Below are 25,681 nucleotides of genomic sequence, written 5' to 3'. Positions count from 1 at the left end.
CCTCGGCTTCTAACAAGTTCACCTGTTTCCACCGACACAGTTCCCTTAAGATTTGACCAATCTCGTACCGCTTCTGACCATAAAAGACCTTTCTTCTGTATTTAGGGGCAAATACAATATGATATTTACACTCCCATTTTGTATGTGATAAACTATGTACATCGTGATCTTTCATTACGATATACCTCCTTTGTCGTATTGGTTGCAGTTGACGGACCGCAACTTCATACTTCAAGGGAGGTTTATTAAATCCTTTAAAGACTCATCGCTAAAGCTTTATCGAGCCCCTGGTCTAACCAGGGGTTTTCTATATACAAAAACTCCTGGGCCAGAGGCCCAGGAGGAATATCAATCGTTCGCCGTCGGATCCCCTACCATGAACAGGTAGATGAGCACGATGATGCCGAGCACGATGCGGTACCAGCCGAATGCCTTGAAGTCATTCGTCTTGATATAGCGCATGAGGAACTTAATGGACAGGACGGAGACAATGAAGGCCGTGACCATGCCGACGACCAGGATAAGAATCTCCGCACCCGTGTAGTGGAAGCCGAACTTGACCATCTTCAGCGCACTCGCACCGAACATGACCGGGATGGCCAGGAAGAACGTGAACTCCGCAGCCACCGTGCGACTCGCGCCGAAGAGCAGGCCGCCGAGGATCGTCGCGCCAGAGCGGCTCGTGCCCGGCACGAGCGAGAGCACCTGGAAGATGCCGATGATCAGGGCTGTCTTGTAGTCGAGACGCCGCAGGTCCGTGATGGCCGGGCGGCGATGCTTGTTGTAGTTCTCGACGATGATGAACATGATGCCGTAGAAAATCAGCGTCGTCGCGACGACCGGCGCCGTCATGAAGTGCTCTTCCATGTACTTGTTGAAGAGCAGGCCGATGACTGCCGCAGGGATGCATGCCACGATGACCTTCATCCAGAGCTGCACCGTATCACGCTTCTCCTGGCGCGTCTTCCACGAAGAGAACGGGTTGAGCTTCTCGAAACTCAGCACGACGACGGCCATGATGGCGCCGAGCTGGATGACGACGAGGAACATGTCCATGAACGCCTTGCTGACATCGAGCTTGATGAACTCATCGACAAGAATCATATGACCCGTACTCGATACCGGCAGCCACTCCGTAAGACCCTCCACGATGCCGAGAATGATGGTCTTGAGTAAATCCGCTATACTTAGATCCACTTTCTTTTTGCCTCCTGTAATACCTTAATGTCCATTACCGCATTTCGCTCACGGCAGTATGCCCATTATAGCACAGCTACCCCTTCTGTGCATGGAAATTTCCGGATAAAGACGGCTCTGCCTGCTGCAAATCTTCTTATAGTATAGAAGCCCAACTTAAACACGCGATAAACAGCGTGCGAAAACTGTGAGCAAGTCACGGAAAAAGCGCCGTTTCCCTGCTATACTGGAGAAAAACCAAGGGAATGTGCACCGAAGAAGGCAGTACTTCCCTCTTGATGAGACACGATACTTTTTTCATATGGCTCCTATAGAACCATACTAGGCAAGGAGGTTCCCCTATCATGGCAGCAATTGTGATTACCAAAGAGAATTTCGACAGCGAAGTCGTGAAAGCAGATGGCACGGTCCTCGTCGACTTCTGGGCGACGTGGTGCGGTCCGTGCCGCATGCTCTCTCCGATTGTCGACGCCGTCGCAAGCGAGCATCCGGAAGTCAAGGTCGGCAAGATCAATGTCGACGAGCAGCCCGAACTCGCCCAGCAGTTCGGCATCATGAGCATCCCGACGCTGATCGTCTTCAAGAACGGCGCGAAGGTCAATGAATCCATCGGCCTCGTGCCAAAGGAGAAGGTCGAAGAACTGATCGGCTGAAGGAACACAGGCCTCAGTAGGTTCCGGCGAGACGGCGGAGCGCCTCGCCATCTTCAATATGCAGATAGCCGCGGCCCGACGTAGTCCATCCCTCCTGGTTGAAGTACTTGATCAGGCGGGTGACGACCTCGCGGGCCGTTCCCATATAGCGGGCCATCTGTTCATGAGTCAGCCGGATGACATCGCTCTTCCGCTTTTCGCTCTCTTCAAGCAGAAAGATGGCGAAGCGGCGATCAGCTGAAAGGAAGAGCACCTGCTGCAGCTTCCAGAGCATGTCTGACAGGCGCTTCGAGGCAAGCTCGTAGGCAAAGCAGCGCACGTAGATGTTTCCCTCTGACAGCTTGCGGAAGGCAGAGGCATCCGTCAGCAGCACCTCAGTGTCCTCCTCTGCATCGATGTAAACATCAAACGTCACGGCATCGAGCGTGCAGGCAGCTGACAGGATGCCGATGTCATCGGCAAACAGACGGTAGAGCGTCACATCGCGGCCATCCTCCGACAGCGTGTAGACGCGCAGCTGGCCTCTCTTGATCAGCATGACGCCGATGCAGTCGAATGGCCCGCGATGGACCTGCGTGCCGCGCTTGTAGCGGACAGCATGCGTGTGGGTGTTCAGGAGCGCTCTCTCTCGGTCAGAGAGCTGCGGCCAGAAGCCGAAATGGCGGATGAAGAGGTCTGTCACGCTCTTCTTCCCTTGTTCGAGACTCTGTTCCAAGTTACATCACCTTCTCCAGATAGTAAAAGATCACATAGCAAAAGAGAGCCTCAACAAAGGCTCTCTTTCTTTTTACGGTCTGTCCTTGAAGGACGCGCGGATCTTAGCGAAAAAGCTGGCTGACCGAGCGGTGGCTCTGGATGCGCATCATGACATCACCGAGTGCGTCGGCAAGCGACAGGACGACGAACTTGTCGGACTGCTTCTCCGGCGGCAGCGGAATCGTATCCGTGATGACGAGCTTCTCGATTGGGGACTCGTTGATGCGCTGGACAGCCGGGTCCGAGAGGATGGCATGCGAGCACGAAGCAAAGATGCGCTTTGCACCGCGCTTCTCGAGGGCACGGGCGCCTTCGCAGAGGGAGCCTGCCGTATCGACAATATCGTCGATGATGACGGCCGTCTTGCCCTCGACATCGCCGATGAGGTTCATGACCTCTGCGCAGCCCGGTTTCGGACGGCGCTTCTCGATGATGGCAATCGGTGCCTGCAGGTGGTCAGCGAGAATGCGCGCACGCGTGACACCGCCGAGGTCCGGGGAGACGACGACGACATCGTCGAACTTCTGTGCGCGGAAGTAGTTCGCGATGACCGGAGCTGCCGCCAGGTGATCGACCGGAATGTCAAAGAAGCCCTGGATCTGGCCAGCATGGAGGTCAACGGTCACGACACGGGTCACACCGGCCGTCGTCATGAGGTTGGCGACGAGCTTTGCCGAGATTGGCTCGCGGCCACGCGTCTTGCGGTCCTGACGTGCATAGGCGTAATACGGGACGACAGCCGTGATGCTGTGTGCCGAAGCGCGCTTGCAGGCATCTGCCATGATCAAGAGCTCCATGAGGTTGTCGTTGACGGGATAAGACGTCGGCTGGATGATGAAGATATCCTTGCCGCGGATGCTCTCGCTGATCATGACCTGCGTCTCACCATTGTTGAAATGACCGACATATGCATCACAGAGGTTGACGCCGATGTGGTCGGCAATCTTCTTTGCAAGATCCGGGTTTGCATTACCGGTCAGGATGCATAAGTTAGCAGTGTCTAAAGCCATTTTGATAAAATCCTCCAAATCCTTACACCTAAATTATTGCTCGAAGAGGACGGGCTCCGCCCATTCGTCTCTCCTTACAGTATATCACAGGATGCGCAAAAAGGACATATTTCCTTTTATTTTGCTTATTTTATTTTACGCGTGCTCACTCGTCGCGCTTGTCATGCCAGCTCTCAATGACCGTCTGGCGGGCGCGCGCAATCGAGAGCTTGCCCTTCGGTGCCGTCTTCGTGATGGTCGAGCCAGCTGCGATGTAGGCATCATCCTCGATCGTCACAGGAGCGACGAGGTTGGAGTTGCAGCCGACGAAGGCATTGTTGCCGATCTTCGTGCGGTGCTTGGCCTTGCCGTCGTAGTTGACCGTGATCGTGCCGCAACCCATGTTGACATTCTCGCCCATGTCGCAGTCGCCGATGTAAGAGAGATGCGGCAGTTTCGAGCCCTTGCCGATGTTCGAATTCTTGACTTCGATGAAGTTGTCGATCTTGACGCCTTCAAAGAGGTGCGTGTTCGGGCGCAGGTGGACGAACTGGCCGAGCTTGACATCGTCATCGATCTGGCACTCGTGCGCGTAGATGAACTGGCCTGTCACGCGGTTGCCGCACTTGACATCCTGGAAGCGGACATTCGGGCCGATCTCGCATTCCTCACCGATGACCGTGCCATGCTCGAGCCACGTCATCGGGTAGATGACGGTATCGCGGCCGACCTTGACATCATCGTCGATGTACGTCGTCGCAGGATCCATGATCGTGACGCCCTCGCTCATGAGCTCCTCGTTCTTGCGGCGGCGCAGGATCTTCTCGGCACCGGCGAGCTGCAGGCGCGAGTTGATGCCGAGCGTGTCCTCGTAGTCGTCAGCGGCGACAGCCCAGATCTTCTCGCCCTTCTTCTTGAGGATCTCGAGCACATCCGGCAGGTAGTACTCACCCTGCGCGTTGTCGTTCGTGACGTGAGAGAGCGCCTCGAAGAGGTCCTTGGCCGCAAAGCAGTAGATGCCCGAGTTGACCTCGCGGACCTCGCGCTCCTCTGCCGTCGCATCCTTGTGCTCGACAATCTTCTCGACAGAGCCGTCTGCCGAGCGGATGATGCGGCCATAGCCCGTCGCATCCGGCATGATGGCCGTGAGGACCGTCGCCTTTGCCTCGGCTGCCACATGCTCGTCGTAGAGCTTCTTGAGCAGCGCGCCCGTCAAAAGAGGCGTGTCGCCGCAGAGCACCATGACCGTGCCCGTCTCATCCTTCAGCAGGTCTTTCGTCTGCAGGACGGCATGGCCCGTGCCGAGCTGCTCCGTCTGCGTGACGAACTCAGCCTGGTCGCCGATGGCCTCGCGGACCATCTCGCCGCCAAAGCCCGTCACGACGATGTTGCGCTTCGCACCGGCAGCTTTAGCCGCATCGATGACATGCTGCAGCATCGTCTTGCCTCCCGCCTTGTGCAGGACCTTCGGCAGCTTCGACTTCATGCGCGTGCCCTTGCCGGCCGCTAGGATGACGGTTACTAAATCTGACATACTATCGTTCTCCCATCTCTTATTCATATAACATGTATCTCATGCGTCCTGCTTGGACGGATGCGCTTTCTTCTTCTTTGAGCCCTTCGCAGCAGCCTTGCGGCTCGTCGCGATGTCCATCGCCTTCAACAGCGTCTTCTCGGAGTTCTCCATATGGTGCTCCGCTGCCTTGCTCGCGCCGCGCTCATCGCCGTTGGCGATGGCCTCGACGATCTCGCGGTGCTCATCGAGCGTCGCCTCAAGGCGGCCCGGATACGACATCGACAGCGTGCGAAAACGGGTGAGCTGGTCGCGCAGGTTCGAGATGATGCCGACGAGGCGGTTGTTGCGCGCCGCATGATAGAGCAGGTCGTGGAACTCGATGTCCGTCTCGACGATCTTCTCCATCGCCGCTTCGTGGTCGTCGCCCTCCTCGTACTCCTTGATGTAGCCGCCGATGATGACGAGCAGGCGCTGCAGGTGCTCGAGCTCATCTTCTGTGATATGCTCTGCAGCCAGGCTGTTCGAGAGGGATTCGAGTGCCGTGCGGATCTCGAAGATCTCATTGATGTCACGGATTGACATATCCGCAACGTACGTGCCGCGTCGCGGCATCATGACGACGTATCCCTCGAGCTCCAGCTTGCGGATTGCCTCTCGTACCGGCGTGCGGCTCACGCCAAGTTCTTCTGCAAGCTTGATTTCCATGATGCGCTCGCCAGGCTTGAGGACGCCCTTGCGGATCGCCTCGCGCAACGATTCGCAGACCACCTCGCGCAGTGGCTGGTAGCTATCTAATTTGATTGGAGACAATCTCTGTTCCATGTGCTTCCCTCAATTCTCATCGTGATTTTTATCTGCTGTCTGGCAGACGAAGATATCCGCGTCCGTACGCTCTTCCAGGTAAGCCGCTGCAGACTGTGCCTCGCTCTCTGACGAAAAGAGCCCGAATACAGTCGGGCCGCTGCCAGACATCATGCTGGCCAGTGCGCCCTTCTCCATCATCCAGGCCTTATACTGCGCAATGACCGGATACTGCTTTATAGTAACACGTTCAAGAACATTGCACAACAGGGAGGCAATGCCTTCCCGGTCATGGCCAGCGATTTTCTCGCGGATGGCCGCATTGTCGGGGTGGACCTCTGTGCCCTGCTCATCGTAGTTCCGGTAAGCCCAGGCCGTGGAAACGGATATCTTAGGCTTGGCGAGCACGACCCAGAACGGCGGCACCGGGCTCAGTGCTTCCAGGACCTCGCCCCTCCCCGTCGCCATCATCGTGCCGCCCATGATGCAGAACGGGATATCGGAGCCGAGCTTCGCACCGTACGCACAGAGCTCTTCCTGTGTCAGGCCGAGATGATAGAGTGCATTGACGCCGCGCAGCACAGCAGCTGCATCCGCGCTGCCGCCCGCAAGGCCTGCCGCAATCGGGATGCGCTTCGTGAGCTCAATGCGCACGCCGCCCGGAGTTTCTTCGCCGCCGAGCAGCAGTTGCGCCGCCCGCCAGGCCAGATTCCGCTCATCAGCCTCGAGGCCCGGCACATCGAGCACGAGCTCGATGCCGCGCGGGATCTTCGAGAGCTTCACCGTGTCGTGCAGTCCGATGGACTGCATGACCATCGCGACCTCGTGATAGCCATCTGGCCGCTTGCCCAAGATGTCCAGTGTCAGGTTGATCTTGGCATTTCCGTCTACGATAATCGAATCATCGGTAATCAAATCGTCCCCTCCTATCATCATGTCAGCGGTCCAGCGGGAAATCGCGCTGCCCTGCAAAGTGCGGCACGAGTTCCAGCGCGCCCTGCGGGCAGTGCAGTGCACAGAGATTGCACCCTGTGCAGGATGCCCCCGCAAAGTGCAGGGCCGCATGCTCGCCGCGCTCCAGCACGACTGCCCCTGTCGGGCAGACGACGGTGCAGAGGCCACAGGCCGTGCAGCCGTCTCGCAGCGCCAGCCCACAGAACAGCTCGCATGCTTCTGTCTGCTGCTCCCGCAGCCAGGCCGAAGCATCGAAGCGGAAGCTCCGCTCGATCTGCGCTTCTGCTATTTCCTGCAGCCCCTCGGCCGTCGAGTGGAACAGAGCTTGGAAAAAGCTGCGCCGTTCGACCTTCCGCGGCTTTTTCGGCTGCGGCGGTGCCGGCTTGACGTGGACGAGCGCAATCGTCTTCTTTCCCGCCCGCGCGAGTGCATCGTTGCAGGCCGTGACTTCCTGCTGAAGCCAGGCAAAGACGGCCGGACGGCACGATTCACACCGTGAGATGTCGAGGCTCAGCGGGCGCTTTGTCGCCAAGCTCCAGAGCAGCCGGCGGTCGAGGAAGCCGAGGCAGTGCACGCCGCCGGGGCTGGCCTTGCCGCACATGAGGACCTGTGGCGTGAGCGCCATCGTCTTCTTGAGGGCCTCCGCGTAGTCCTCCGGCGCCTCAATGGCCGCCGCGGGACAGACGGCAGTGCAGAGGCCGCAGCCGTCGCAGGCTTCTTGGTCCACAGCGTGGCTGGCAATGGCCCGCTGCGGGCAGATCTCCTCGCAGCGATGACAGTCCGCCTTGCCGTCGCGCACGAGGCAGCGGCCCAGGTCGATACTTCGTTTCTCCACGATACTTCTCTCCTATCATATATTGTATTTATTATACCACATCTACGTTTCTCATGCGATTTTTCTACGGAATCCAATCCCCATTGCTGCGATAATTATTTTCTTTTACGATTCAATATAATTTTTCTTGTCTCTCCTGCCGTTTTAGGCTATAATGGAATCATAAATAGAATGCATCACGATGCACTAATAAAAAAGGAGGGCAACATTCATGGATGCACTGATCCTATCCCGATGGCAATTCGCCATCACAACTGTCTACCATTTTCTCTTTGTCCCCGTAACACTCGGGCTCTCGATCTTCGTCGCACTGCTCGAGACGTGCTACGTCCGCACAAAGCGCCCGGCCTGGAAAGAAACCAGCCGCAAGCTCGTCCGCTTCTTCGGGACGCTCTTCATCATCAATTTCTCGATGGGCGTCGTGACCGGTATCGTGCAGGAGTTCCACTTTGGCATGAACTGGTCCGAATATTCCCGCTTCATGGGCGATATCTTCGGCGCGCCGCTCGCGCTCGAGGCACTCACGGCCTTCTTCCTCGAGTCAACCTTTCTCGGCATCTGGATCTTCGGCTGGGATAAGCTCTCGGAGCGCCTCCACTGCATCTGCATCTGGATTGTCGCCTTCGCGAGCAACCTCTCAGCCTTCTGGATCCTCGTCGCGAACTCCTTCATGCAGCATCCGGTCGGCTTTGTCATCCGCAACGGCCGCGCAGAGATGACGGACTTCTTCGCGCTCGTCACGAATCCGTACGTCATCGGCGAGTATACGCACACGCTGTTCTCCGCCATCGCAACGGCCGGCTTCCTCGTCATGGCTGTCTCGGCCTGGAAGGTCCTGCACGACGAGGCCTCGCGCCGCGCCTTCACGCAGACACTCAAGGCAGGTGCCGTCTTCATGCTCTTCGGTCTCTTTACCACGATGGGCAGCGGCCACCTGCAAGCGCAGTACATCGCACAGGTCAACCCGATGAAGCTCTCCTCGGTCGAGGCGCTCTGGGAGACGGAAGACCCGGCGCCGTTTGCCATCGTCGCCGACATCGATGAAGATGCACACAAGAACAACTTCGAGCTCACCGTGCCCGGCGCCTTCTCCTTCATGCTCTACAACACGCCATCCGGCGCCGTGCCGGGCATCAACCAGATCCAGAAGGACTACTCGGAGAAGTACGGTCCCGATGAATACCGTCCAGATGTCACCGGCCTTTTCTGGAGCTTCCGCATCATGATTGCTCTCGGAGGCCTCATGATCCTCCTCGGCCTCGCTGCCGCTTACTTCGGCTTCACGAACCGCCCATTGGCCTGCCCGTACTTCCTCAAGGCACTGCCGTGGCTGCTGCCGCTGCCGTACCTCGCCAACAGCGTAGGCTGGTACGTCGCAGAGGCTGGCCGCCAGCCCTGGATCGTGTTTGGCCTGCAGAAGACGAGCGATGCCGTCTCACCGAATCTCACGGGCGCAGATGTCTGGCTGACGATGGCCGGCTTCACGCTCCTCTACCTCGTACTCGCCATCGCTGCCCTCTGGGTTGCCATGCGGTTTATCAAGAAGACACACATCTCCTTTGAAGAAGGGAGGAATGCATGATGGATCTCAACATTCTCTGGTTCATCCTCATCACGGTACTCTTCACGGGCTTCTTCTTCCTCGAGGGCTTCGACTACGGCGTCGGCGGCATCCTGCCCTTCCTCTCCTCCGATGAGAAGGAGCGCGGCGAAGTCCTGCGCACGATCACGCCGGTCTGGGACGGCAACGAAGTCTGGATGATCACGGCGGGCGGTGCGCTCTTCGCGGCCTTCCCGCACGTCTACGCCACGATGTTCTCCGCCTTCTACCTCGCGCTCTTCCTCATGCTCGTCGCGCTCATCCTGCGCGGCGTAGCCTTTGACCTGCGCGGCCGCCAGCAGAGCGCCTGCTGGCAGCGCTTCTGGGATGGCGCCATCTGCTTCGGCAGCATCGTGCCCGCCTTTCTCTGGGGCGTCGCCGTCACGAACCTCATCGCCGGCATCCCAATCAACGAGAAGATGATCTACACGGGCGGTTTCTTTGACCTGCTGACGCCGTACACGATTGTCGGCGGCCTCGCCTTCCTCTTCGTCTTCCTGTTCCACGGCACGGCGTTCCTCACGCTGCGCCTCGCGAAGAGCAGCCTGATCATGCGCTGCCAGCAGCTCGCCCTGAAGACGGGCGTCACTGCGGCCATCTTCTTCGTTCTCTGCATGGCGATGACGCTGACGTACACGGACCTCTTCACAAAGCCGCTGGCTGCTGTCGCCCTCGTCGGCGCTGCGCTCTTCTTCGTCATGGCCATCCTGAGCATGAAACTCGCCAAGGGCAAGGCCAGCTTCCTCCTGAGCACGGCTGCCATCGTCGCGACGACCGTCGCTTTCTTCGCGGGCCTCTTCCCGCGCCTCATGGTCTCGAGCCTCAACCCGGACTGGAGCCTGACAATCACGAATGCCGCCTCGAGCCCCTACACGCTCTCTGTCATGACGATTGCGGCGGCCGTCTTTGTGCCGATCGTCCTGATCTATCAGAGCTGGTCCTACTACATCTTCCGCAAGCGCGTCACGCCTAAAGATGCAGAAGAACATTATTGAGGAACGGATACCTACTACCATGAATATGAAGCAGACCTTTCTCTACAGAGCCCTGCAGCGCGAAAAGGGCGTGCGGCGGCAGCTGTTCCTGACGGAGCTCCTGCGCGCACTCGCCATCCTCGGCGCCTGCGGGACGGCCAGCCTGGCCACCAGCCAGGTCTTTCTCGAGAAGGGGAGCCTCAGCACGACAGCACCAGTTCTCCTGGTGCTGTTTCTTATGCTCGGCTCCCTCCACCTCCTCGGCCTGCGGCAGGCACATCTGCTGCAGACGCTCTCAGATGGCGTGCGCGCGAGCGTCCGCCAGAAGCTCCACCTGCACCTCCTCTCACGCCAGGGGCAGACAGACCGCACGCTGACGCGCCGGCTATTGCCGCTCGCACTCGAGAGCACGGATGCGCTCGACGCCTGGTTCACGAAAGTCCTGCCCGTCGTACTCGGCATCGCCGTCGCCATGCCCTGCCTTCTCGTAGCCGCGCTCTTCATTGACCCGATGACGGGTCTCTTGATGCTCGTGACGGTCCCGATCGCGCCGTTCCTGCTCTACCTCATCGGGCGCGTGACGCGCGAGGCGAGCGAGGAGCAGTGGCGCGAGATGAACCGCTTCTCGGCAGGACTCGCGGAGATCCTGCGCGCCCTGCCGACACTCAAGCTCTTCTCGCGGGAGCAGGCGGAGCGCGAGCGCGTCAGAGGTCTAAGCCGCGACTTTGCAAGAGCCGCTCTGCGCGTACTTCAGCTCTCCTTCGTCTCGGCTTTCGCCCTCGAGCTCATCACGACGCTCTCCATCGCCATCATCGCCGTCAGCATCGGTCTGCGGCTGCTCTACGGGCAGCTGACATTCACGGCGGCCTTCTTCGTGCTGCTCTTGACGCCAGAATTCTACCAGCCGCTACGCCTCTCCGGCACGGCTTTCCACAGCGGCATGACAGCCTTCACCGCTGAATCTGCCCTGTCGGAAGTCGCCTCGAACGCATCAATACCAAGAGGAGTTCCAGGCGCGCCCCCCTTCCCCGATACCTCTGCGCCCCTCACTGTGCAGGCTCTCTCCTTCCGCTATCCGGGCAGCCCGCTGCCACTGCTCGACTGCGTATCGTTCGCCGTCGCAAAAGGCAGCCTGACGGTGATCTCGGGGCCGAGCGGTTGCGGCAAGACGACGCTCATGCGCCTGCTCGCAGGGCTGCTGACGCCAGAGAGTGGGACCATCCTTCGCTCCGAAACCGCGCCTTGCAGCTATGTGCCGCAGGAGCCGCATCTCTTCAATGCGACGCTCTTGGAGAACATCACGCTGTTCCACTCGGGTTTCCGCGAGGACGATGTGCGGGCGGCACTTGAGCATCTCTCCCTCGACAGCTGGCTGGCCGCTCTGCCGCAGGGACTCGCAACTCCTCTCGGCGAGGGCGGCCAGAGCCTCTCGCAGGGCCAGCGCAAGCGCCTCGGCCTCGCGCGCGCCCTCGTACAGGGACGGCCGCTCATCCTGCTCGACGAGCCGACTGCCGCGCTCGACGAGGAGACTGCAGCATCGATACGCAGCGTACTGCTCTCCCTGCGCGGCACACACACGCTGTTTGTCATCAGCCACGACGAGCAGCTGCAGGATGCAGCAGACCATCTGCTGACCTTTGATGCGATCACGATGAAAGGAGGTACTGCCGTATGAGGAAGCTCCTTCGCCTGACCTCAGCCGCCGAATTCCTGCCCGTATTGCTCGTGAGCCTCATGGCACTCTTCACGGGGCTCGCGCTGCTCGGCGCCTCGGCCTGGCTCGTCGCCTCCGCGGCCCTGATGCCGCCCCTCTACACGCTGGCACTCGGCATCACCACCGTGCGTGCCTGCGGCATCGGCCGCGCCGTCTTCCGCTACGGCGAGCGCTACCTCTCGCACCGCATGGCCTTCCGCATCCTGACAGAGATCCGCCTCTCCTTCTACGACGCAGCCGCGCGATGCCTGCCGCTGCGCAGCGGGCCCGCGCGCCAGGGCGAATTCCTGCACGACCTCATGGCCGGAGCTGACGACCTGCGCGACTTCTACGTCCGCGCGCTGCTGCCCATCACGGCCATCGCCACCATCACCGCACTCACCACCTGGCTGCTCGCCGGAGTCCTAGGCCCCTTCGCCCTGCTCCTGCCCGTTCTCGGCCTCGTGCGCCTGCGTCTCGCCATTCTCGGCCGCCATGCAGATGAACGCGAGCGACGCGCGCGCGATGCAGCCTACCGCAGCGCTCTGCTCGACGCAGCAGGCGGCGCCGACGAGCTGATCTGCGCGGGGGCCGGACCTGCTGCAGACCGCCTTGCCGCCCCAGCAAACCAGCTGCTCGCGGGCGATCTGCGCCTCGCCCAAGGCGATGCGCGGCGCGACGCGATGGCAAATCTCCTCGATGCCGCCCTCCTGCTCGTCCTTTTTGCGCTCTTGATCTGCCGCGTGACGGCAGACGAGCTCAGCGGCATCGACCTCTGTGTCTGGTTCCTCGTCCTCCAAGCCCTGCTCGCTGAGTTCCGCAATCTGCCAGAAGACGTGCGCCAGTGGCGCCGCAGCCTCGCTACTGCCAAATTCCTGCCGGACCGGCCAGCAGGCAGAGAGACACATCCTGCAGCAACAAGTCCAGGCAAGTCCCCCCTGCCGGACAGCATGCCACTCCTTGAAGCGCAGGATATTTCCTTCTCTTACCGTCAGGGACAGGGCATCCTCCAGGATCTCTCCTTCCACATCGCGCGCGGCCAGCACACGGCCATCATCGGCGCAAGCGGCGCGGGCAAGACGACGCTCTCAAGACTCCTGATTGGCGTCTGGCCGCCCGACAGCGGCACACTGCTCCTAGAAGGACAGCCCTATGCCAGCCTTCCCGCCTCCGCCATCCATCAGGCCATCGCCGCCCTGCCCCAGGGCAGTGTGCTGCTCTCCGGCTCCATCCGCGAGAATTTCGAGCGATACCGGCCGGAATGCTCCAGAGAGGATATGCATGAAGCACTCACAGACGCCCAGCTCAGCGAAGTCATCGCCGCGCTTCCAGATGGCATTGACACGCCGCTCGGAGAGGACGCCTGCAACCTCTCCGGCGGCCAGCGCAGCCGCCTGCTCACAGCGCTCGCCATCGTCGGCAATGAGCCCCTCGTCCTGCTCGACGAACCGACCTGCGGACTCGACACCGTGACAAGCGGCACCCTCATCGATGCTCTCTTCCAGAGAGTCCATAAGACTGGCCAGACCTTGCTCGTCATCACCCATGAAAACGATATCCTCAAGAACTTCTCCCAAGTCCTTGAACTGCGGAAATAGTAGCGCGCACTGAGCGCTGACAAAAAGAAGCCTTGCCTACATCAGCCGGCAAGGCTTCTTTTGATATAACGCATCATTTCATCTCGGTATCGTAGTCGTGGCCCTGCACCATGCGGTGCGCTCTCGGCTGGAACGCGGGATTGATGACACTCTTCCTGGGATCATACTCCGGCGTGCGGATATCCAGGAGGTCGAGCAGTGTGTGGATAAAGTCATCCGTCATGTACGGACGGTTGACGGCCGCCCGGAGCGCCTGCCACTTCTCCGGATGATGTGCCTTGTAGGCAGGCGATGCCCAGAAGATCATCGGCACCTCGAGCGTCTCCTTCGTCGGATGTTCCTCGACATGGCCCGAGAACGTACTGCCATGGTCGTAGAGCGCCTCGCCGTGGTCGGGGATGTAGACGACGATCGCATCCTTGTCGGCGAATTTGCCCATGAGGCTCGTGACGATGAAATCGTTGTAGTAGAGCGCATTCTCGTACTGCGCGATCTCCGTGCGCTTCTCCTGAGACAGCTCATCCTGCGGCGGTGGCACATCGTCGGCCGCGAACTTCGAGAAGATGTAGGGGAAGCGCATGTAGTAGAGCCCATGGCCGCCCATCAGGTGAATGAGGTAGAAATTCTTGGGTGCAGGCGACTGCAGGGCCTCGTCGACGAGCGGGAACAGTGCCTCATCGTAGATGCCGCTGTCCTCATGCGACTCACGCAGGCGCGTGAAGCGGCTGTAATCACTGCGGCCCGCAAAAAGCTGCGCGACATTGCCCCAGATGCCCGAACTCTCCTGATTCGAGAGCCAGTACGTCCGGTAGCCTGCCGCCTTCATCGTGTCGATCATGTTGTTGTAGGCGTACCACGGTTTCGAGGAATCCATGTCCGCAAACGTCAAGAGCTTGCGGAGCACGGCGACCGTCGCAGACTCCGGCGAGATGGTGTCGCGGAAGACGGCGAGCTCCCCTTTCTCATTGAGCGCATCGAGGTTCGGCGTGTTCTCCAAGGGATAGCCATAGAGGTGCATGCGGTCGCGCGTCGTCGACTCGCCGAGGATGAAGACGACGTACGGCGTATCGCTGTGGTTCTCCGCGATCTCAACGTCTGACGATGCCTCCTCCTTGAGCTTCTCAAACGCGCGGATATTCTCGACCGATGTCGTCGCCGCCCGCCCGACGCGCACGACAGGCACATCGAGCGAATCATTGATGATGAACGAGTAGTAGCGCGTCAACAGGATGCCGCCTGCAGCCAGCGAAGCGACGATGACGAACGGGATGGCGATGGAGAGGCGGTGACGCGTCAAAAGCGGGATCTTCACTGCGCCGAGCCTGCGATAGGCAAAGACACCCGCCACGACGAGCAAGACAGCAGCTACCACGCCCTTCCAGCCCACGTACATGCGGATGAATTCCCCTGCCTCGCGCGGATTCGTCTGCAGCACCGCTGTCACGATACCCGCGCCGATGAGCGAGCTGTACTGCACGATGGAGAAGAACTCCACCCCGCCGAGCAGCAGCGAGAGAAAAAACGACGCGGCGAACAACAGGCGGCGCAGCCTGCGTAGCGGAATGAAGCCCAGCAGCAGGATGTAGAGCAGCACCCCGCCGAGCAGGAAGACCGCATCCACGGCGAGCACGTCGAGCTGCCCTCCTCCGTAGGTATGGACATTGAGCCAGGCAATCGGCGCAAGGTTCAGGAGATAGAGCACGATCAGCAAGCCCGCTTCATGTGCGACGATATGCGTACCGCGTGCCCAGGCCCTGAGCAAGAAATACTTCAACGCATCCAACAAAATTCCCAACTCCCCGTATACATGGTATAATTATAGATATTATACACGATTCTGGAGGTTTTTTCATGACACAAGATACATTCCATAAGCTCGTCCACCTCGTGATGGACTCCCCCGCCCATCCGCCCGAGAAACTCTTCGCCGGCGGCATGGACAGCTGGCACGCCCGCGCGCGTCTCGCCCACTTCCTCGCCATGAAGGGCATCGACAAGACGGATGAAGCACTCGAGCTCTTCCACAGTGTCGTCGAAGCCGACATCGACGAGGAGAAGGCTGAGGACGTCGAGGAAAAGGTCTTCGCCCTGCAGCGCTTGAGCTCACTCGAGAAAGAACTCGGCAAGTTCGACGACAGCCTGCGCCACATCGACATGGCCATCGAGCTCGCCGAGTCGACGGATTTCCTCTACAAGTACATCCTGCGCGGCGAGCTCTGGGCCGACCGCTGGAACCTCATGCACAAGATGAATATGACGCAGGAAGCCGAAGCCGAGGTCGACGAGCGCATCGAAGCCTACAAAGACATCCCCATCCACCACAACAGTTACCTCTACTACGGCTACCGCTTCAAGGCTCAGCTCTCCGCCGAGCGCGGCGTCACACTCGTGGCAAAAGACTACATGCACATGGCACTCCACGCGATGGAAATCCCGAAGGAATACGAGGCAGGACTCGAAAAGGCCTTCTCCGCCACCCACGACAACGCCTCGTGGATCCTCACAGAAGTCGACAAAGCAACGCCAAATCCCGATAACCTGCACTGGGATATTTGAAAAATGCGTTTGCCGACGAAGGGGGCTGTATTTCGGCTTCGTCGCTCCGCTAAATAAATGTGTGCCGACGGAGGGGGAATACATTTCGGCTTCGTCGCTCCGTTAAATGTGCCCCATGCGATCGATTGCAGCCAAGATAATCCGCCGCCTGCCGCGGCGTTCTCACATCGACTGGCAAAGCAACGCCTCCTCGGGGCACAGCCCTGCGGGCAGTCACTGCGCTCCTGCAGGCGAAATGTCTCCCCCCTCCAAAAGATACATCCTACAACGGAGTCTCTCTCCCGCTACGTTCCTGCAAAAAGCCTCATCCGCTCATCGATGATACGACGAACAGTTGAGGCTTTTTACAACCGTACCTTGGCCCGAAGGGCTGGATGAGCATAAGCGTAGCATTTGATGTTCTGCGTTAAGAAAGGATTTTTTCCCACCAAGCCCCTTACAAAAAAGCGTCGTCCAAGCGAAGCGCGTTTAGCGTTTTGTAAGGTTGCATTAAAAGGCAAAAAATTCTTTTAGCAGAACATCATTGCGTAGCGTTGCTCAGCCAGCCCCTCGGGCTTACTCTACAGTTGCCCCCTTGACTCAATCCGAATTGTAGTGTTTACTAGGAAGTCAAGGGGGTATTTTTGTGACCAAGAACATGACAACCGGCAGCGTCGCGAAGAACATCGTGTATTTCTCGCTGCCATACTTCTTCTCGTATTTCCTGCAGACGCTCTACGGCATGGCCGACCTCTTCATCATCGGCCAGTTCGAGGGAGCGGCAAGCATCACGGCTGTTTCGATTGGCAGTCAGGTCATGCACATGCTGACCGTTATGATCGTGGGGCTCGCGATGGGCACGACGGTCACGATTGCACAGGCTGTCGGCGCGGAGGACCACCAGCGCATCCGCAAGGCCATCGGCACGACGGCTGTGCTGTTCTTCGGCGTCTCACTCGTGCTGGCCATGCTGCTGGTCGCGCTGCGCGGCGGAATCACCAGCGATATGGAAACACCGATAGAGGCTGTATCTGGCACACAGTCGTATCTCCTCATCTGCTTCTTCGGCATCCCACTCATCACCGCCTACAACATCATCGCATCCATCTTCCGCGGCCTCGGCGACGCCAAGAGTCCGATGTACTTCGTCGCAGTGGCCTGCCTCTGCAACATCGCACTCGACTACCTCTTCATGGGCGCCATGGCGATGGGCCCGAGCGGCGCGGCCTGGGGCACCGTCATCTCACAGGCCATTAGCGTCGTGCTCGCCCTCGCCTACGTGAAGAGCGGCCGGGCAGGCATTGCACTCACACGACAAGACTTCCGTCCGGAACGTCCCGTGCTGCGGCGCCTCCTGCGCATCGGCGTGCCGATCTCGCTGCAGGACGGTTTCATCCAGGTCGCCTTCCTCGTCATCACTGTCATCGCGAATATGCGCGGCCTGACTGACGCCGCTGCCGTCGGCATCGTCGAGAAAATCATCAGCTTCATCTTCCTCGTGCCCTCGTCAATGCTCTCGACCGTCTCGGCGCTCGGCGCGCAGAACATCGGCGCGGGCAAAGTCGGCCGCGCACAGCAGACCCTGCGCTATGCACTCGCGATGACCGTCGGCTTCGGTATCACAGTCTCCATCTTCACGCAGTACGCCGCCTACGACATCGTCGCGCTCTTCACTTACGATGCAGCCGTCATCGTGGCAGGCGAGGCATACCTGCAGGGCTACATCTTCGACTGCATCTTCGCGGGCATCCACTTCTGCTTCAGCGGCTACTTCTGCGCCTGTGGACGCTCCGAGATCTCGTTCCTGCACAACATCGCCTCCATCGTGACAGCCCGCATCCCGCTCGTCTACCTGACCTCCATCTGGTACCCCATGACCCTGTTCCCGATGGGCCTCGCGACAGCAGCAGGCTCCCTCGTCTCCGTCGTCATCTGCATCGGCGCCTTCCTCTACCTTCGTGGCCACGGCATTCCGGCCTTCGCGAAGAGAGATGCCGCTGCCTGAAGGGGCACGACCTCAGCCCTTTGTCCTGAGATTCCCCACGATCACGCCGAGGAAGATCAGGGCGACGCCGAGCCACTGTACGAGAGCGATGTGCTCGCCAAGGACGAAGAAGGCCATGAGGATGGCCATGGGAAGCTCCGACGAAGTCAGGATGCTGCCGAGCGACGGTCCAGTGTGCGGGATGCCGATGGAAAAGAGAAGCGGCGGCAGTGCAATGCCAAAGATGCCGAGCGGGATGCCGTACGGCGCGGCGGCGGCAAGGCTGCCCAGGGACAGCAGGAAGGTCGGCGGCATGAAGGCAAAAACCACAGTGGCCGCTCCGACGGACATCAGGGCACTCTTGAGTACGGGCGGCACCTCACAGCCGACCGTGCCGCTGACGAGCAGGACAAAGGAATAGCTGACGGCCGAAGCCAGTCCCCAGAGCACGCCGCTCGTCAGGGAGATGCTATCCGAACTGCCAACGAGTCCCGCCGCGAGCACCGATCCCGGCAAGAGGATCGCGATGGCCGCGATTTTCTGCCTGTCCGGCAGGCGGCGCGAGAAGACGCAGTCAATCGCCGTGCTGACCCAGACGAACTGGAAGAGCAGGATGATGGCAAACGAAGCCGTGACCGTCTGCAAAGCCGTGTAATAGAACATCGTCGTCAGGCCAATCGGCATGCCGCAGCAAATGAGCGTCAATGCCCGACGGCCATTCAAAGGAAAGCCCCGATGGCGCAGGGCCGCCATCCACAGCAGAAGCATGCCGAAAAAGACCTGCCCGCCACAGACTTCCGCAGGCGTCAGCCCTGCCGCATAGGCAATCTTCACGATTGTCGAGAGGATGCCGTAACTGCATCCCCCGAGAAAGACAAGCAACGCGTATTTCATGTATTCCCTCTCCTTTACCTAACTCTCATTCAACAGAAAAAGCCACGCAGCAGGCGCTGCGTGGCGAAAATGACGCGTGTCAGAAAAATCCACTCTCAGGAACACATCCCGAGTTTTAGATGAAATCACGTATAGGATAACAAAAGATGAGCCAAGATGTCAAGGCCAGCTGTCTTCAAAGAGAGACGACGGCAGGGGATGGCTGAGCAACACTGCGCGACGGCCGTCTGCTAAAAGGATTTTTTGCCTTTTATGATAGCCTTACAAAAGAGCTAAACGCGCTGCGCTTGAACGACGCTCTTTTGCAAGGATTCTGGTAGGCAAAAAATCCTTTCTTCACGCAGACAGCCAAACGCTCCGCTTTTGCTCAGCCATCCCCTGCTGCATCTTGCCCTTCTTCTTTGCCCTAGCCAGCAATCACCCCAGCTGATGCTCTGCTGTCAGTCTCAGTTCCCTGTCAGCAATCCGGCCAGCGATATCGGGATGGTGTGAGGTCACGATGATGGTCTTGCCCGCATCCTTGAGCGACTGCAGGAACTGCGTCAGCCATGCCTGACTCTCGGCATCGAGGAAGTTCTCCGGCTCGTCAAGTGTCCAGACGAGCGGATTCATCGTGAAGATCGAAGCCAGAGCCGTGCGCTTCTTCTCGCCGCCCGAGAGAAAGTACGGCGCCTTATCGCGCAGTTTTTCCAGTGAGAAATACGCAATGGCATCCTCCACGCGCTGATGCACCTCGTCCTCTGGAAGCCCCATCTGCAGGGGGCCGAAGGCCAGCTCCTCCTCCACACTCGCGCAGAAGAGCTGCGCATCCGGGTTCTGCCAGACATAGCCCACGCGCTGGTGGAAGTACTTGGAATAGCGGTGCTCGCGCATCTTCTTCGCCGTGATGGCCGTACCCTCAAAGGTATACGTGCCGATCTCCGGGAATACGAGTCCGTTCAAGAGCCGCAGCAGCGTCGTCTTGCCCGAGCCGTTCGGCCCCGTCAAGAGCACGGCCTCCCCTTTCTTTATCGTAAAGCTGATGTGGCGCAGAACCGGCTCATGGTCGAACGCACAGCAGACATCTTCAAGCGCGATCAAAGGAATCCCTCCAGACGAAGATACAGGAATGCATACACGGCAAGCAGGGCGAGCAGCATCAGCCGTCCCAGGAGCGAGCCGCGCCGTCTCTCTCCCGCCATGACGGGATACTCGCCCGTAAAGCAGCGGCAGCGCATGGCCTCGGCCATCTCGAGCGAGAGACGCTGCGAACGCTGCATGACGATGCCCATGATGCCGGCCATCGCCTTGTGCTTGCGCGGATTGTGGCCGACAGAGCGTAGCTTCAGCGACGTCAAGAGGAGCGAGGCCTGGTCGCCGAGCAGCACGAGGTAGCGCAGCGTCGTGTCAAGGATGAAGATGACCTCCGGCGGCAGGTGGAAGCGCCGCAGTGCCGCCGTGATTTCATGCCACGAGAAATACTGCTGCAGGAGATTGAGCGCTGTCACGCAGAGGAATGTCTTGAACGGCAGCAGGATTGCCGGGCCCGTGCTCCAGAAGATGAGCGCTGGCAGGATGAGCAACAGGCAGAAAAGGGCGGCTGTCAATGCGCCCACAACAATCTGCCGCAGCTGTGCCCCCGTCAGTGCCGTCATGAGCACGAGCTCCCCTCCGAGCACGGTCCAGAGGAATGCAGGCGTGCGCGCCGTGACGACGGCCAAAAGCAGCAGGATGAGCAACGCAAGCGCCATGCCCGCCTGCCCGCGGTGGCGCCTGCCGGCCTGCGCCCGCAGGACCTTGAGCATCTCCATCATACGCAAAAGAGACCGGGAGATGAACGCATCCCGGTCCTTGTCAGGTCTGTATGATTCTTCTCGCTTTGCCCAATCCGGCAAATCCATCATGAAGAACACCTCAAATCAAAAGTCACTCAGCGCCCCGACAGCGAATCGCCGTAATCTGTGTGTGAAGCGAAGAGCGGTGCCGCCATCTTGAAGAGGATGACGAGCAGTGCCGTGCCGATCAGCGCCGAGAGGATGTAGCCAAAGGCATCCGGCAGGCCTGCAATCGCATAGTCCGGGAAGAGCGCCTCAAACGAGAAGCCCTGCTCCATCCCCGCCGGCGTATAGCCGAGCGCCGTGCCGAGGAAATCCTGGTCTGCGAGTTCCTCCGGATCCCATTCACCCCAGGCCGTTCCTGCCGCGAGCAGTCCGAGCGGCGTGCAGACGATCAGTGCTGCAATGAGGCCGTAGAGTGCGCGGTTCGTCTTCATGCGGACTGACTGGAAGAGGTCCGGCGACGTCTTGCGCAGGTAGGCAAGCACGGCTGTCGTGAAGACGACCTCTGCGAGGCCGAAGATCGTCAGGTGCCCAATCATCATCGCCGGCACCGAGATCCAGAGCGGATACGGGCAGTAGAGTGCCTGCCCCGCCGCATCGGTGAACAGGAGCGGCTGGATGCCGAACTCGATGGCGGCCACAAGCGCTGCCGCATTGATGCCGGCATAGGCGCCAACGCCCGCCGCGATGTACTCGCCGGAAGGAGCAGACAGGTGCCTGCGCAGGAACTTGTAGACCGCATATCCCGTGAACGGCAGGACAACCGCCATATTGAAGCAGTTCGCGCCAAAGGCCAGGATGCCGCCATCCCCGAAGAAGAGTGCCTGGATGAGCAGAGCCACGCTGACAGACAGGCACGCGGCATACGGGCCGAACAGTATCGCGATCAGCGTGCCGCCGACCGCATGGCCCGTCGTACCGCCCGGCAGCGGCACATTGAACATCATACCGAGGAACGAAAGCGCCGCTGCGATGCCTAGGAGCGGCAATTTCTCCTGCGGCACATGGCGCCTCACCTTCGAGACGGCCACGAGCCAGACGGGCACCATGGCCGCGCCGAGTACCGCACACGTCGATGGGCTCAGGTAATTCTCTGGAATATGCATGATTTCATCTCCCCTATAAATAAACATGATGATTGATGCTTTCATTATACGTCATCTTCATGAATGCTGTAAGCCTCCCAGGGGGATAGAAATTTCGTTCTACAGCAAACCGGCAAACAAAAAGACCCGGGAATCCGCCCCGAGTCTTCTTGTATCAAAGCCGCCTCTCAGCGGCGAATCTCCAAAATGGTGGAGATGAGGAGAATCGAACTCCTGTCCGAAATACATCCACATCACAAAGCATTATCGCAATAGCCCGAGAATGCGGGCATCATAGGAGCGGAACCCCAGGATTCAGAGTTCTCCACCACCTGTTTTTACAAAACAGGAAACTGCCGTCTTTATTTAAAACCTCCGGGTTGGCTGACGGTTCGTACTTCCAGAGGGGCTATCTGAGCTAGGCTCAGGCAGCGTAAGCGTATTCAGCTTCGTCAGTTGAATTTAGCGGTCAAGCTTCAGGCATTCATGACCATTGGCCTGCGAACTTCGTGGCTTCAATACCCCGTCGAAACCTTTACATCCCCATATGAGAAATGCTAGGAAAAAGCCGTCCGAAACGGCTCTTTTGTCCTTATATTATAGACGGTATGGGAGCAAAATGCAAGTCTCGGCCACGTTATTCTTTTGACTCGCGTCTCATTCCTGCTCATCCTGATGGATCTCAGCCTGCTGCTGGCGCAGGGCCTCGATGCCGATGCGGAATTCCTCGAAGGTCAGCTTGAAGTACGGCAAGGTCTGCAGGGCCTTATAGACGTCCTGCTGGGACTTAGCCGCTTCGAGTTTCTCGCCGATGCCGTCTTCCGTCAGGGCGTGGAGCAGGATGTGGGTGATCTGGTCGAGGGCGCGCTGCTCCTCGCTGATGGACTCTGCCCCATCGTGATCATGGATCTCATGGATATCGCTCATTTATGGTAACTTCCTTTCTGAATTGCTGATGTTTATTCGATTTTCACTGCCAACGGCGTGCACACAATTGCACCGCGCCCATCATCATAGTATAATGGATGAGGAATATAGATGAAATGAAGAGGTGCTAAGATGGCAGATCGATATTATACGTTACACATTGCAGGCTGCACGCGCAACCTGCCCATCCTCAATGTCACGGACAAGCTGGCCATCGCCGGCTTTGTCATGCTCGGCGATGTGGAGCTCACGGACGCCTGTGCGCAGGCGCTGGCCAAGAAGGTGCCGTCCGAGACAGATTACGTGCTGACCGCGGAGACGAAGGGCATCCCGCTCGCGGAGGAGCTCGCGCGCGCACTCGGCATGGACCGCTACATCGTCGCACGCAAGTCGGTCAAGGCGTACATGGAGAACGCGCTCTGGGTCGATGATGTCTCGATCACGACGAAGGGCACGCAGAAACTCTGCCTTGACGGCACGGACATCGAACGCATCAAGGGCAAGAACGTCCTGCTGCTCGACGATGTCATCAGCACGGGCGGCTCGATGAAGGCGCTCGTCGAGCTGACCGAGAAGGCTGGCGGCAAGGTCATCGGCCAGGCATGTGTGCTCGCCGAGGGCAATGCCGCCAAACGCGACGACATCATCTTCCTCGAGCCGCTGCCGCTCTTTGATGCGCAGTGAGCCCTGAATCGCCTAGTTGCATATGAGAAAACCCGCAGTGATGCGGGTTTTCTTTTTATGCGCAGTTATGCGGTTTTACACCAGATGCACCCGATCAGAACTTGACCGAGACGCCGACGCCGACGCCGTTCTCACGGCTGCCCTCATCCGGCTTGAAGTTGTGGTAGTTGACGTTGAGGTCGACATTGAGCAGCAGGTTCTTGTTGACACCGACCTGCGTCTCATTGAAGTCCTTGCCCGCGACATACGAAGCGTAGGCATCAAAGCCCAGTACCTTCGGCGTGCTCACCGCAACGCCCGCAAAGGCATTATCCTTATCATTCGGGAGGTTCCAGCGATAGCCGCCGATGACCTTGAGTTCAGAGCCGACGATATCGTACTGCAGGTAGGCATCCTTGTGATCGCCCTTCTCATCGCGGTCCGCATACTGGAAGCCGACCGTCGCCTTATTCGTCACCTTGTGCTCGATGTAGCTCTCCTTCGTGCCAACGCCGACAGCCGTCTCGTGATTGGCCATCTGGTTGATAGGAGCTGCCATCGCATAGGAAGAACTGACGAGGAGCAGTGCCGCCGTCAGCAGTGCTGATTTTTTCATGTAGGTCCCTCCAAAATGAAATCAATATCAAAATCATAGTTGTACAGGATAATTTTACATGATTTCCACGGAGCTGTCAAATCCTCAAAAGCCTGACAATATGAAGGAGTTCTGATTCTTTCGTCGAAATATTACTGTTGAAAGAAAGAGATGTGTCGATAAAAGGAGCAACTACCGTATGAGTGACATCATCAACCCCATATAAGCAACAACCTCCAAGCGAGACAGCGTCATTGTCAAGACTAGCATCATCGGCATCCTGACGAATGTGCTGCTGGCCGCCTTCAAAGCGGTAATTGGCCTCATGTCCAATTCGATTGCTGTGACCTTGGATGCGGTCAACAATTTGTCTGACGCACTCTCGTCCATCATCACGATCGTCGGGACGAAGCTGGCGGGGAAACTGCCGGACAAGGAGCACCCCCTCGGATACGGCCGGATTGAATACCTGAGCGCCTTGATCGTGGCAGGAATCGTGCTTTACGCAGGCATTACCTCAGCCGTGGAATCCGTCAAGAAGATCATCACCCCCGAAGAGCCGGACTACAGCATGGTCGCCCTCGTCATCATCGCATCAGCCGTAATCGTGAAGATCATCCTGGGGAAATACGTGAAGGCGCAGGGTGAAAAGGTAAATTCCGGCTCCCTCGTAGCGTCCGGTGCAGATGCCATGTTTGATGCCGTGCTTTCCTTCTTGGTGCTGGTTTCCGCCATCATCTTCCTTGCGACGGGCATATCCCTGGAAGCTTATGTGGGCGCTCTGATCTCGGTCTTCATCATCAAATCCGGTATTGACATGATACGGGACACCTTGGATGAAATCCTTGGAAAACGCACAGACAAAGCGATTTCCAAGCAAATCAAGGAAATCCTGACGAGCGAGCCGGAGGTGCGCGGTGCCTACGACCTCATCCTCTACAATTACGGGCCCAACAAAGATCTGGCATCCGTCCACATCGAGCTCCCCGACACCATGAGCGTCAAAGATGTCGACAAGCTCACGCGCAAGGTGGAGGCCAAGATCTACGAACAGACGGGCATCATCCTCGCAGGCATGGGTGTCTATTCCTATAACACCGAGGACAGCGAAGCTGCGCGCATGCAGAACGAGGTGCGGGAAAAGGTATTGGCCCATGACTGGGCCCTGCAATTCCACGGCTTCTATGTCGATATCGCAGCGAAGGAAATGCGCTTTGATGTGGTCATAAGCTTTGACATCAAGCCCCAGGAAGGCCTGCAGATCCTCTATGAAGAAATGAAAAAAGCCTACCCGGAATACAGATAAGGTATAATATCTTTCGCAAAATAGAATAAAGACATGGACCTCGTCCTCTGTTACAATTAAGTCGCCAAACAAAAACGCAAAGGAGACGAGATCCATGTCTGACAACATTATACAATTAAATGAGCAAGTAATCAAAGCCGAATTGAAAGATCTGGTCAAGCAGAGCGTCGAAGAGACGCTGAACAACCTGCTGGACCAAGAAGCCGCTGAGTTGACCAACGCTTCTAAGTATGAGCGCACGGAGCAGCGCAAGGGCTATCGTTCCGGCCATTACACGCGGAACCTGCACACCAGCTCAGGCAATGTCAC

The 25,681-nt window shown here is 58.6% G+C and carries 25 protein-coding genes and 1 other RNA gene; 10 read left to right on the top strand and 16 right to left on the bottom strand.

The genetic code is table 11. The annotated features are described in order from the left end of the window. Positions 1-175: transposase (locus T518_RS11655; protein ID WP_211248208.1), on the bottom strand; the 175-nt coding region annotated here is incomplete at its 3' end. Between the two features lie 173 nt (positions 176-348). Beyond that, entirely contained in the window at positions 349-1,197 is an 849-nt protein-coding gene (locus T518_RS09710; protein WP_036378527.1) for an undecaprenyl-diphosphate phosphatase, read from the bottom strand. A 344-nt stretch (positions 1,198-1,541) separates the two neighbouring features. Between T518_RS09710 and trxA the strand changes: the two genes are divergently transcribed. Next, the gene (gene trxA / locus T518_RS09705) at positions 1,542-1,850 is read left to right on the top strand and encodes a thioredoxin (protein WP_036378526.1); all 309 of its coding nucleotides are present in this window, start codon (positions 1,542-1,544) and stop codon (positions 1,848-1,850) included. A gap of 13 nt (positions 1,851-1,863) precedes the next feature. Here the strand turns inward: trxA and T518_RS09700 are convergent, their stop codons facing one another. From T518_RS09700 to T518_RS09675, 6 genes are all read right to left on the bottom strand, one after another. After that, complete coding sequence (locus T518_RS09700) at positions 1,864-2,565, bottom strand: Crp/Fnr family transcriptional regulator (protein WP_155948134.1); 702 nt, start codon at positions 2,563-2,565, stop codon at positions 1,864-1,866. Between the two features lie 103 nt (positions 2,566-2,668). Then, on the bottom strand, positions 2,669-3,616 hold the full coding sequence (locus tag T518_RS09695) for a ribose-phosphate diphosphokinase (RefSeq protein WP_036378525.1): 948 nt from the start codon (positions 3,614-3,616) through the stop codon (positions 2,669-2,671). Positions 3,617-3,761: 145 nt separating this feature from the next. Further along, the gene (gene glmU / locus T518_RS09690; protein ID WP_036378524.1) at positions 3,762-5,129 is read right to left on the bottom strand and encodes a bifunctional UDP-N-acetylglucosamine diphosphorylase/glucosamine-1-phosphate N-acetyltransferase GlmU; all 1,368 of its coding nucleotides are present in this window, start codon (positions 5,127-5,129) and stop codon (positions 3,762-3,764) included. Positions 5,130-5,168: 39 nt separating this feature from the next. Continuing rightward, positions 5,169-5,933, bottom strand: a complete 765-nt coding sequence (locus tag T518_RS09685; protein ID WP_036378523.1) for a GntR family transcriptional regulator — start codon at positions 5,931-5,933, stop codon at positions 5,169-5,171. Positions 5,934-5,942: 9 nt separating this feature from the next. Continuing rightward, positions 5,943-6,827, bottom strand: a complete 885-nt coding sequence (gene ispE, locus T518_RS09680; protein ID WP_248617188.1) for a 4-(cytidine 5'-diphospho)-2-C-methyl-D-erythritol kinase — start codon at positions 6,825-6,827, stop codon at positions 5,943-5,945. 22 nt (positions 6,828-6,849) lie between these two features. Next, on the bottom strand, positions 6,850-7,701 hold the full coding sequence (locus tag T518_RS09675; protein ID WP_036378522.1) for a 4Fe-4S binding protein: 852 nt from the start codon (positions 7,699-7,701) through the stop codon (positions 6,850-6,852). Positions 7,702-7,912: 211 nt separating this feature from the next. On the opposite strand from T518_RS09675, the gene T518_RS09670 reads away from it, so the two are divergent. From T518_RS09670 to cydC, 4 genes are read left to right on the top strand one after another with little or no spacing between them, the layout of a single operon-like run. Next, on the top strand, positions 7,913-9,283 hold the full coding sequence (locus tag T518_RS09670) for a cytochrome ubiquinol oxidase subunit I (protein WP_036378521.1): 1,371 nt from the start codon (positions 7,913-7,915) through the stop codon (positions 9,281-9,283). After that, positions 9,283-10,296 carry a cytochrome d ubiquinol oxidase subunit II gene (cydB, locus tag T518_RS09665; RefSeq protein WP_036378532.1) on the top strand — a complete coding sequence of 338 codons (1,014 nt, stop codon included), beginning with the start codon at positions 9,283-9,285 and terminating at the stop codon, positions 10,294-10,296. Before T518_RS09670 ends, cydB begins: the two co-directional genes overlap by 1 nt. A 25-nt stretch (positions 10,297-10,321) precedes the next feature. Next, entirely contained in the window at positions 10,322-11,950 is a 1,629-nt protein-coding gene (locus T518_RS09660; protein WP_072003595.1) for an ABC transporter ATP-binding protein/permease, read from the top strand. Then, positions 11,947-13,566, top strand: coding sequence for a thiol reductant ABC exporter subunit CydC (gene cydC / locus T518_RS09655; protein ID WP_036378520.1), 1,620 nt, complete (start codon positions 11,947-11,949; stop codon positions 13,564-13,566). The genes T518_RS09660 and cydC overlap by 4 nt, the downstream gene beginning before the upstream one ends. Positions 13,567-13,639: 73 nt before the next feature. On the opposite strand, the gene T518_RS09650 is transcribed toward cydC, so the two are convergent. Then, positions 13,640-15,352 (bottom strand): phosphoethanolamine transferase, encoded by a 1,713-nt coding sequence (locus T518_RS09650; RefSeq protein WP_248617187.1) that lies wholly within the window; start codon positions 15,350-15,352, stop codon positions 13,640-13,642. Positions 15,353-15,417: 65 nt separating this feature from the next. On the opposite strand from T518_RS09650, the gene T518_RS09645 reads away from it, so the two are divergent. Together T518_RS09645 and T518_RS09640 are read left to right on the top strand one after the other, a co-directional pair. Then, positions 15,418-16,122, top strand: coding sequence for a hypothetical protein (locus T518_RS09645; protein ID WP_036378519.1), 705 nt, complete (start codon positions 15,418-15,420; stop codon positions 16,120-16,122). A gap of 625 nt (positions 16,123-16,747) precedes the next feature. Further along, positions 16,748-18,106 carry an MATE family efflux transporter gene (locus tag T518_RS09640; protein ID WP_036378518.1) on the top strand — a complete coding sequence of 453 codons (1,359 nt, stop codon included), beginning with the start codon at positions 16,748-16,750 and terminating at the stop codon, positions 18,104-18,106. 12 nt (positions 18,107-18,118) lie between these two features. Here T518_RS09640 and T518_RS09635 read toward each other — a convergent pair whose 3' ends face one another. From T518_RS09635 to T518_RS09615, 6 genes are all read right to left on the bottom strand, one after another. Continuing rightward, positions 18,119-18,979 carry an EamA family transporter gene (locus tag T518_RS09635; RefSeq protein WP_036378517.1) on the bottom strand — a complete coding sequence of 287 codons (861 nt, stop codon included), beginning with the start codon at positions 18,977-18,979 and terminating at the stop codon, positions 18,119-18,121. 417 nt (positions 18,980-19,396) lie between these two features. Next, positions 19,397-20,059, bottom strand: coding sequence for an energy-coupling factor ABC transporter ATP-binding protein (locus tag T518_RS09630; RefSeq protein WP_036378516.1), 663 nt, complete (start codon positions 20,057-20,059; stop codon positions 19,397-19,399). Continuing rightward, complete coding sequence (locus T518_RS09625) at positions 20,056-20,772, bottom strand: energy-coupling factor transporter transmembrane component T family protein (RefSeq protein ID WP_248617186.1); 717 nt, start codon at positions 20,770-20,772, stop codon at positions 20,056-20,058. The genes T518_RS09630 and T518_RS09625 overlap by 4 nt, the downstream gene beginning before the upstream one ends. 116 nt (positions 20,773-20,888) lie before the next feature. After that, positions 20,889-21,902, bottom strand: coding sequence for a cobalt transporter CbiM (cbiM, locus tag T518_RS09620; protein WP_036378515.1), 1,014 nt, complete (start codon positions 21,900-21,902; stop codon positions 20,889-20,891). Positions 21,903-22,089: 187 nt separating this feature from the next. After that, positions 22,090-22,426, bottom strand: a transfer-messenger RNA (tmRNA) gene (gene ssrA / locus T518_RS11650). A 112-nt stretch (positions 22,427-22,538) separates the two neighbouring features. Beyond that, on the bottom strand, positions 22,539-22,808 hold the full coding sequence (locus T518_RS09615) for a hypothetical protein (RefSeq protein WP_036378514.1): 270 nt from the start codon (positions 22,806-22,808) through the stop codon (positions 22,539-22,541). A gap of 132 nt (positions 22,809-22,940) precedes the next feature. Here T518_RS09615 and T518_RS09610 point away from each other — a divergent pair, with 132 nt between their 5' ends. Then, positions 22,941-23,492, top strand: coding sequence for a phosphoribosyltransferase family protein (locus T518_RS09610; RefSeq protein WP_036378513.1), 552 nt, complete (start codon positions 22,941-22,943; stop codon positions 23,490-23,492). A gap of 94 nt (positions 23,493-23,586) precedes the next feature. Here T518_RS09610 and T518_RS09605 read toward each other — a convergent pair whose 3' ends face one another. Further along, a complete protein-coding gene (locus tag T518_RS09605; protein WP_036378512.1) occupies positions 23,587-24,087 on the bottom strand; it encodes a hypothetical protein in 501 nt (166 codons plus the stop codon). 232 nt (positions 24,088-24,319) lie between these two features. Between T518_RS09605 and T518_RS09600 the strand changes: the two genes are divergently transcribed. Together T518_RS09600 and T518_RS09595 are read left to right on the top strand one after the other, a co-directional pair. Further along, positions 24,320-25,372, top strand: coding sequence for a cation diffusion facilitator family transporter (locus tag T518_RS09600; RefSeq protein ID WP_051652284.1), 1,053 nt, complete (start codon positions 24,320-24,322; stop codon positions 25,370-25,372). Between the two features lie 94 nt (positions 25,373-25,466). Further along, a partial coding sequence (locus tag T518_RS09595) for a transposase (RefSeq protein ID WP_036378511.1) occupies positions 25,467-25,681 on the top strand: 215 nt, incomplete at its 3' end.

Origin of the sequence: Mitsuokella jalaludinii DSM 13811, assembly GCF_000702905.1 — a bacterium.
Classification (GTDB): domain Bacteria; phylum Bacillota; class Negativicutes; order Selenomonadales; family Selenomonadaceae; genus Mitsuokella; species Mitsuokella jalaludinii.
Note: the sequence above shows the minus strand (reverse complement) of the source record. Positions and strands in the feature narration are given on the sequence as shown.

Excerpts from the sequence above, each read along its gene's own strand:
- T518_RS09610 (WP_036378513.1), top strand. The coding sequence starts at position 22,941 with ATGGCAGATCGATATTATACGTTACACATTGCAGGCTGCACGCGCAAC.
- cbiM (WP_036378515.1), bottom strand. The coding sequence starts at position 21,902 with ATGCATATTCCAGAGAATTACCTGAGCCCATCGACGTGTGCGGTACTC.
- T518_RS09625 (WP_248617186.1), bottom strand. The coding sequence starts at position 20,772 with ATGATGGAGATGCTCAAGGTCCTGCGGGCGCAGGCCGGCAGGCGCCAC.
- glmU (WP_036378524.1), bottom strand. The coding sequence starts at position 5,129 with ATGTCAGATTTAGTAACCGTCATCCTAGCGGCCGGCAAGGGCACGCGC.
- T518_RS09670 (WP_036378521.1), top strand. The coding sequence starts at position 7,913 with ATGGATGCACTGATCCTATCCCGATGGCAATTCGCCATCACAACTGTC.
- cydC (WP_036378520.1), top strand. The coding sequence starts at position 11,947 with ATGAGGAAGCTCCTTCGCCTGACCTCAGCCGCCGAATTCCTGCCCGTA.
- cydB (WP_036378532.1), top strand. The coding sequence starts at position 9,283 with ATGGATCTCAACATTCTCTGGTTCATCCTCATCACGGTACTCTTCACG.
- T518_RS09645 (WP_036378519.1), top strand. The coding sequence starts at position 15,418 with ATGACACAAGATACATTCCATAAGCTCGTCCACCTCGTGATGGACTCC.
- T518_RS09660 (WP_072003595.1), top strand. The coding sequence starts at position 10,322 with ATGAAGCAGACCTTTCTCTACAGAGCCCTGCAGCGCGAAAAGGGCGTG.
- T518_RS09695 (WP_036378525.1), bottom strand. The coding sequence starts at position 3,616 with ATGGCTTTAGACACTGCTAACTTATGCATCCTGACCGGTAATGCAAAC.
- T518_RS09615 (WP_036378514.1), bottom strand. The coding sequence starts at position 22,808 with ATGAGCGATATCCATGAGATCCATGATCACGATGGGGCAGAGTCCATC.
- T518_RS09635 (WP_036378517.1), bottom strand. The coding sequence starts at position 18,979 with ATGAAATACGCGTTGCTTGTCTTTCTCGGGGGATGCAGTTACGGCATC.
- T518_RS09685 (WP_036378523.1), bottom strand. The coding sequence starts at position 5,933 with ATGGAACAGAGATTGTCTCCAATCAAATTAGATAGCTACCAGCCACTG.
- trxA (WP_036378526.1), top strand. The coding sequence starts at position 1,542 with ATGGCAGCAATTGTGATTACCAAAGAGAATTTCGACAGCGAAGTCGTG.
- T518_RS09605 (WP_036378512.1), bottom strand. The coding sequence starts at position 24,087 with ATGAAAAAATCAGCACTGCTGACGGCGGCACTGCTCCTCGTCAGTTCT.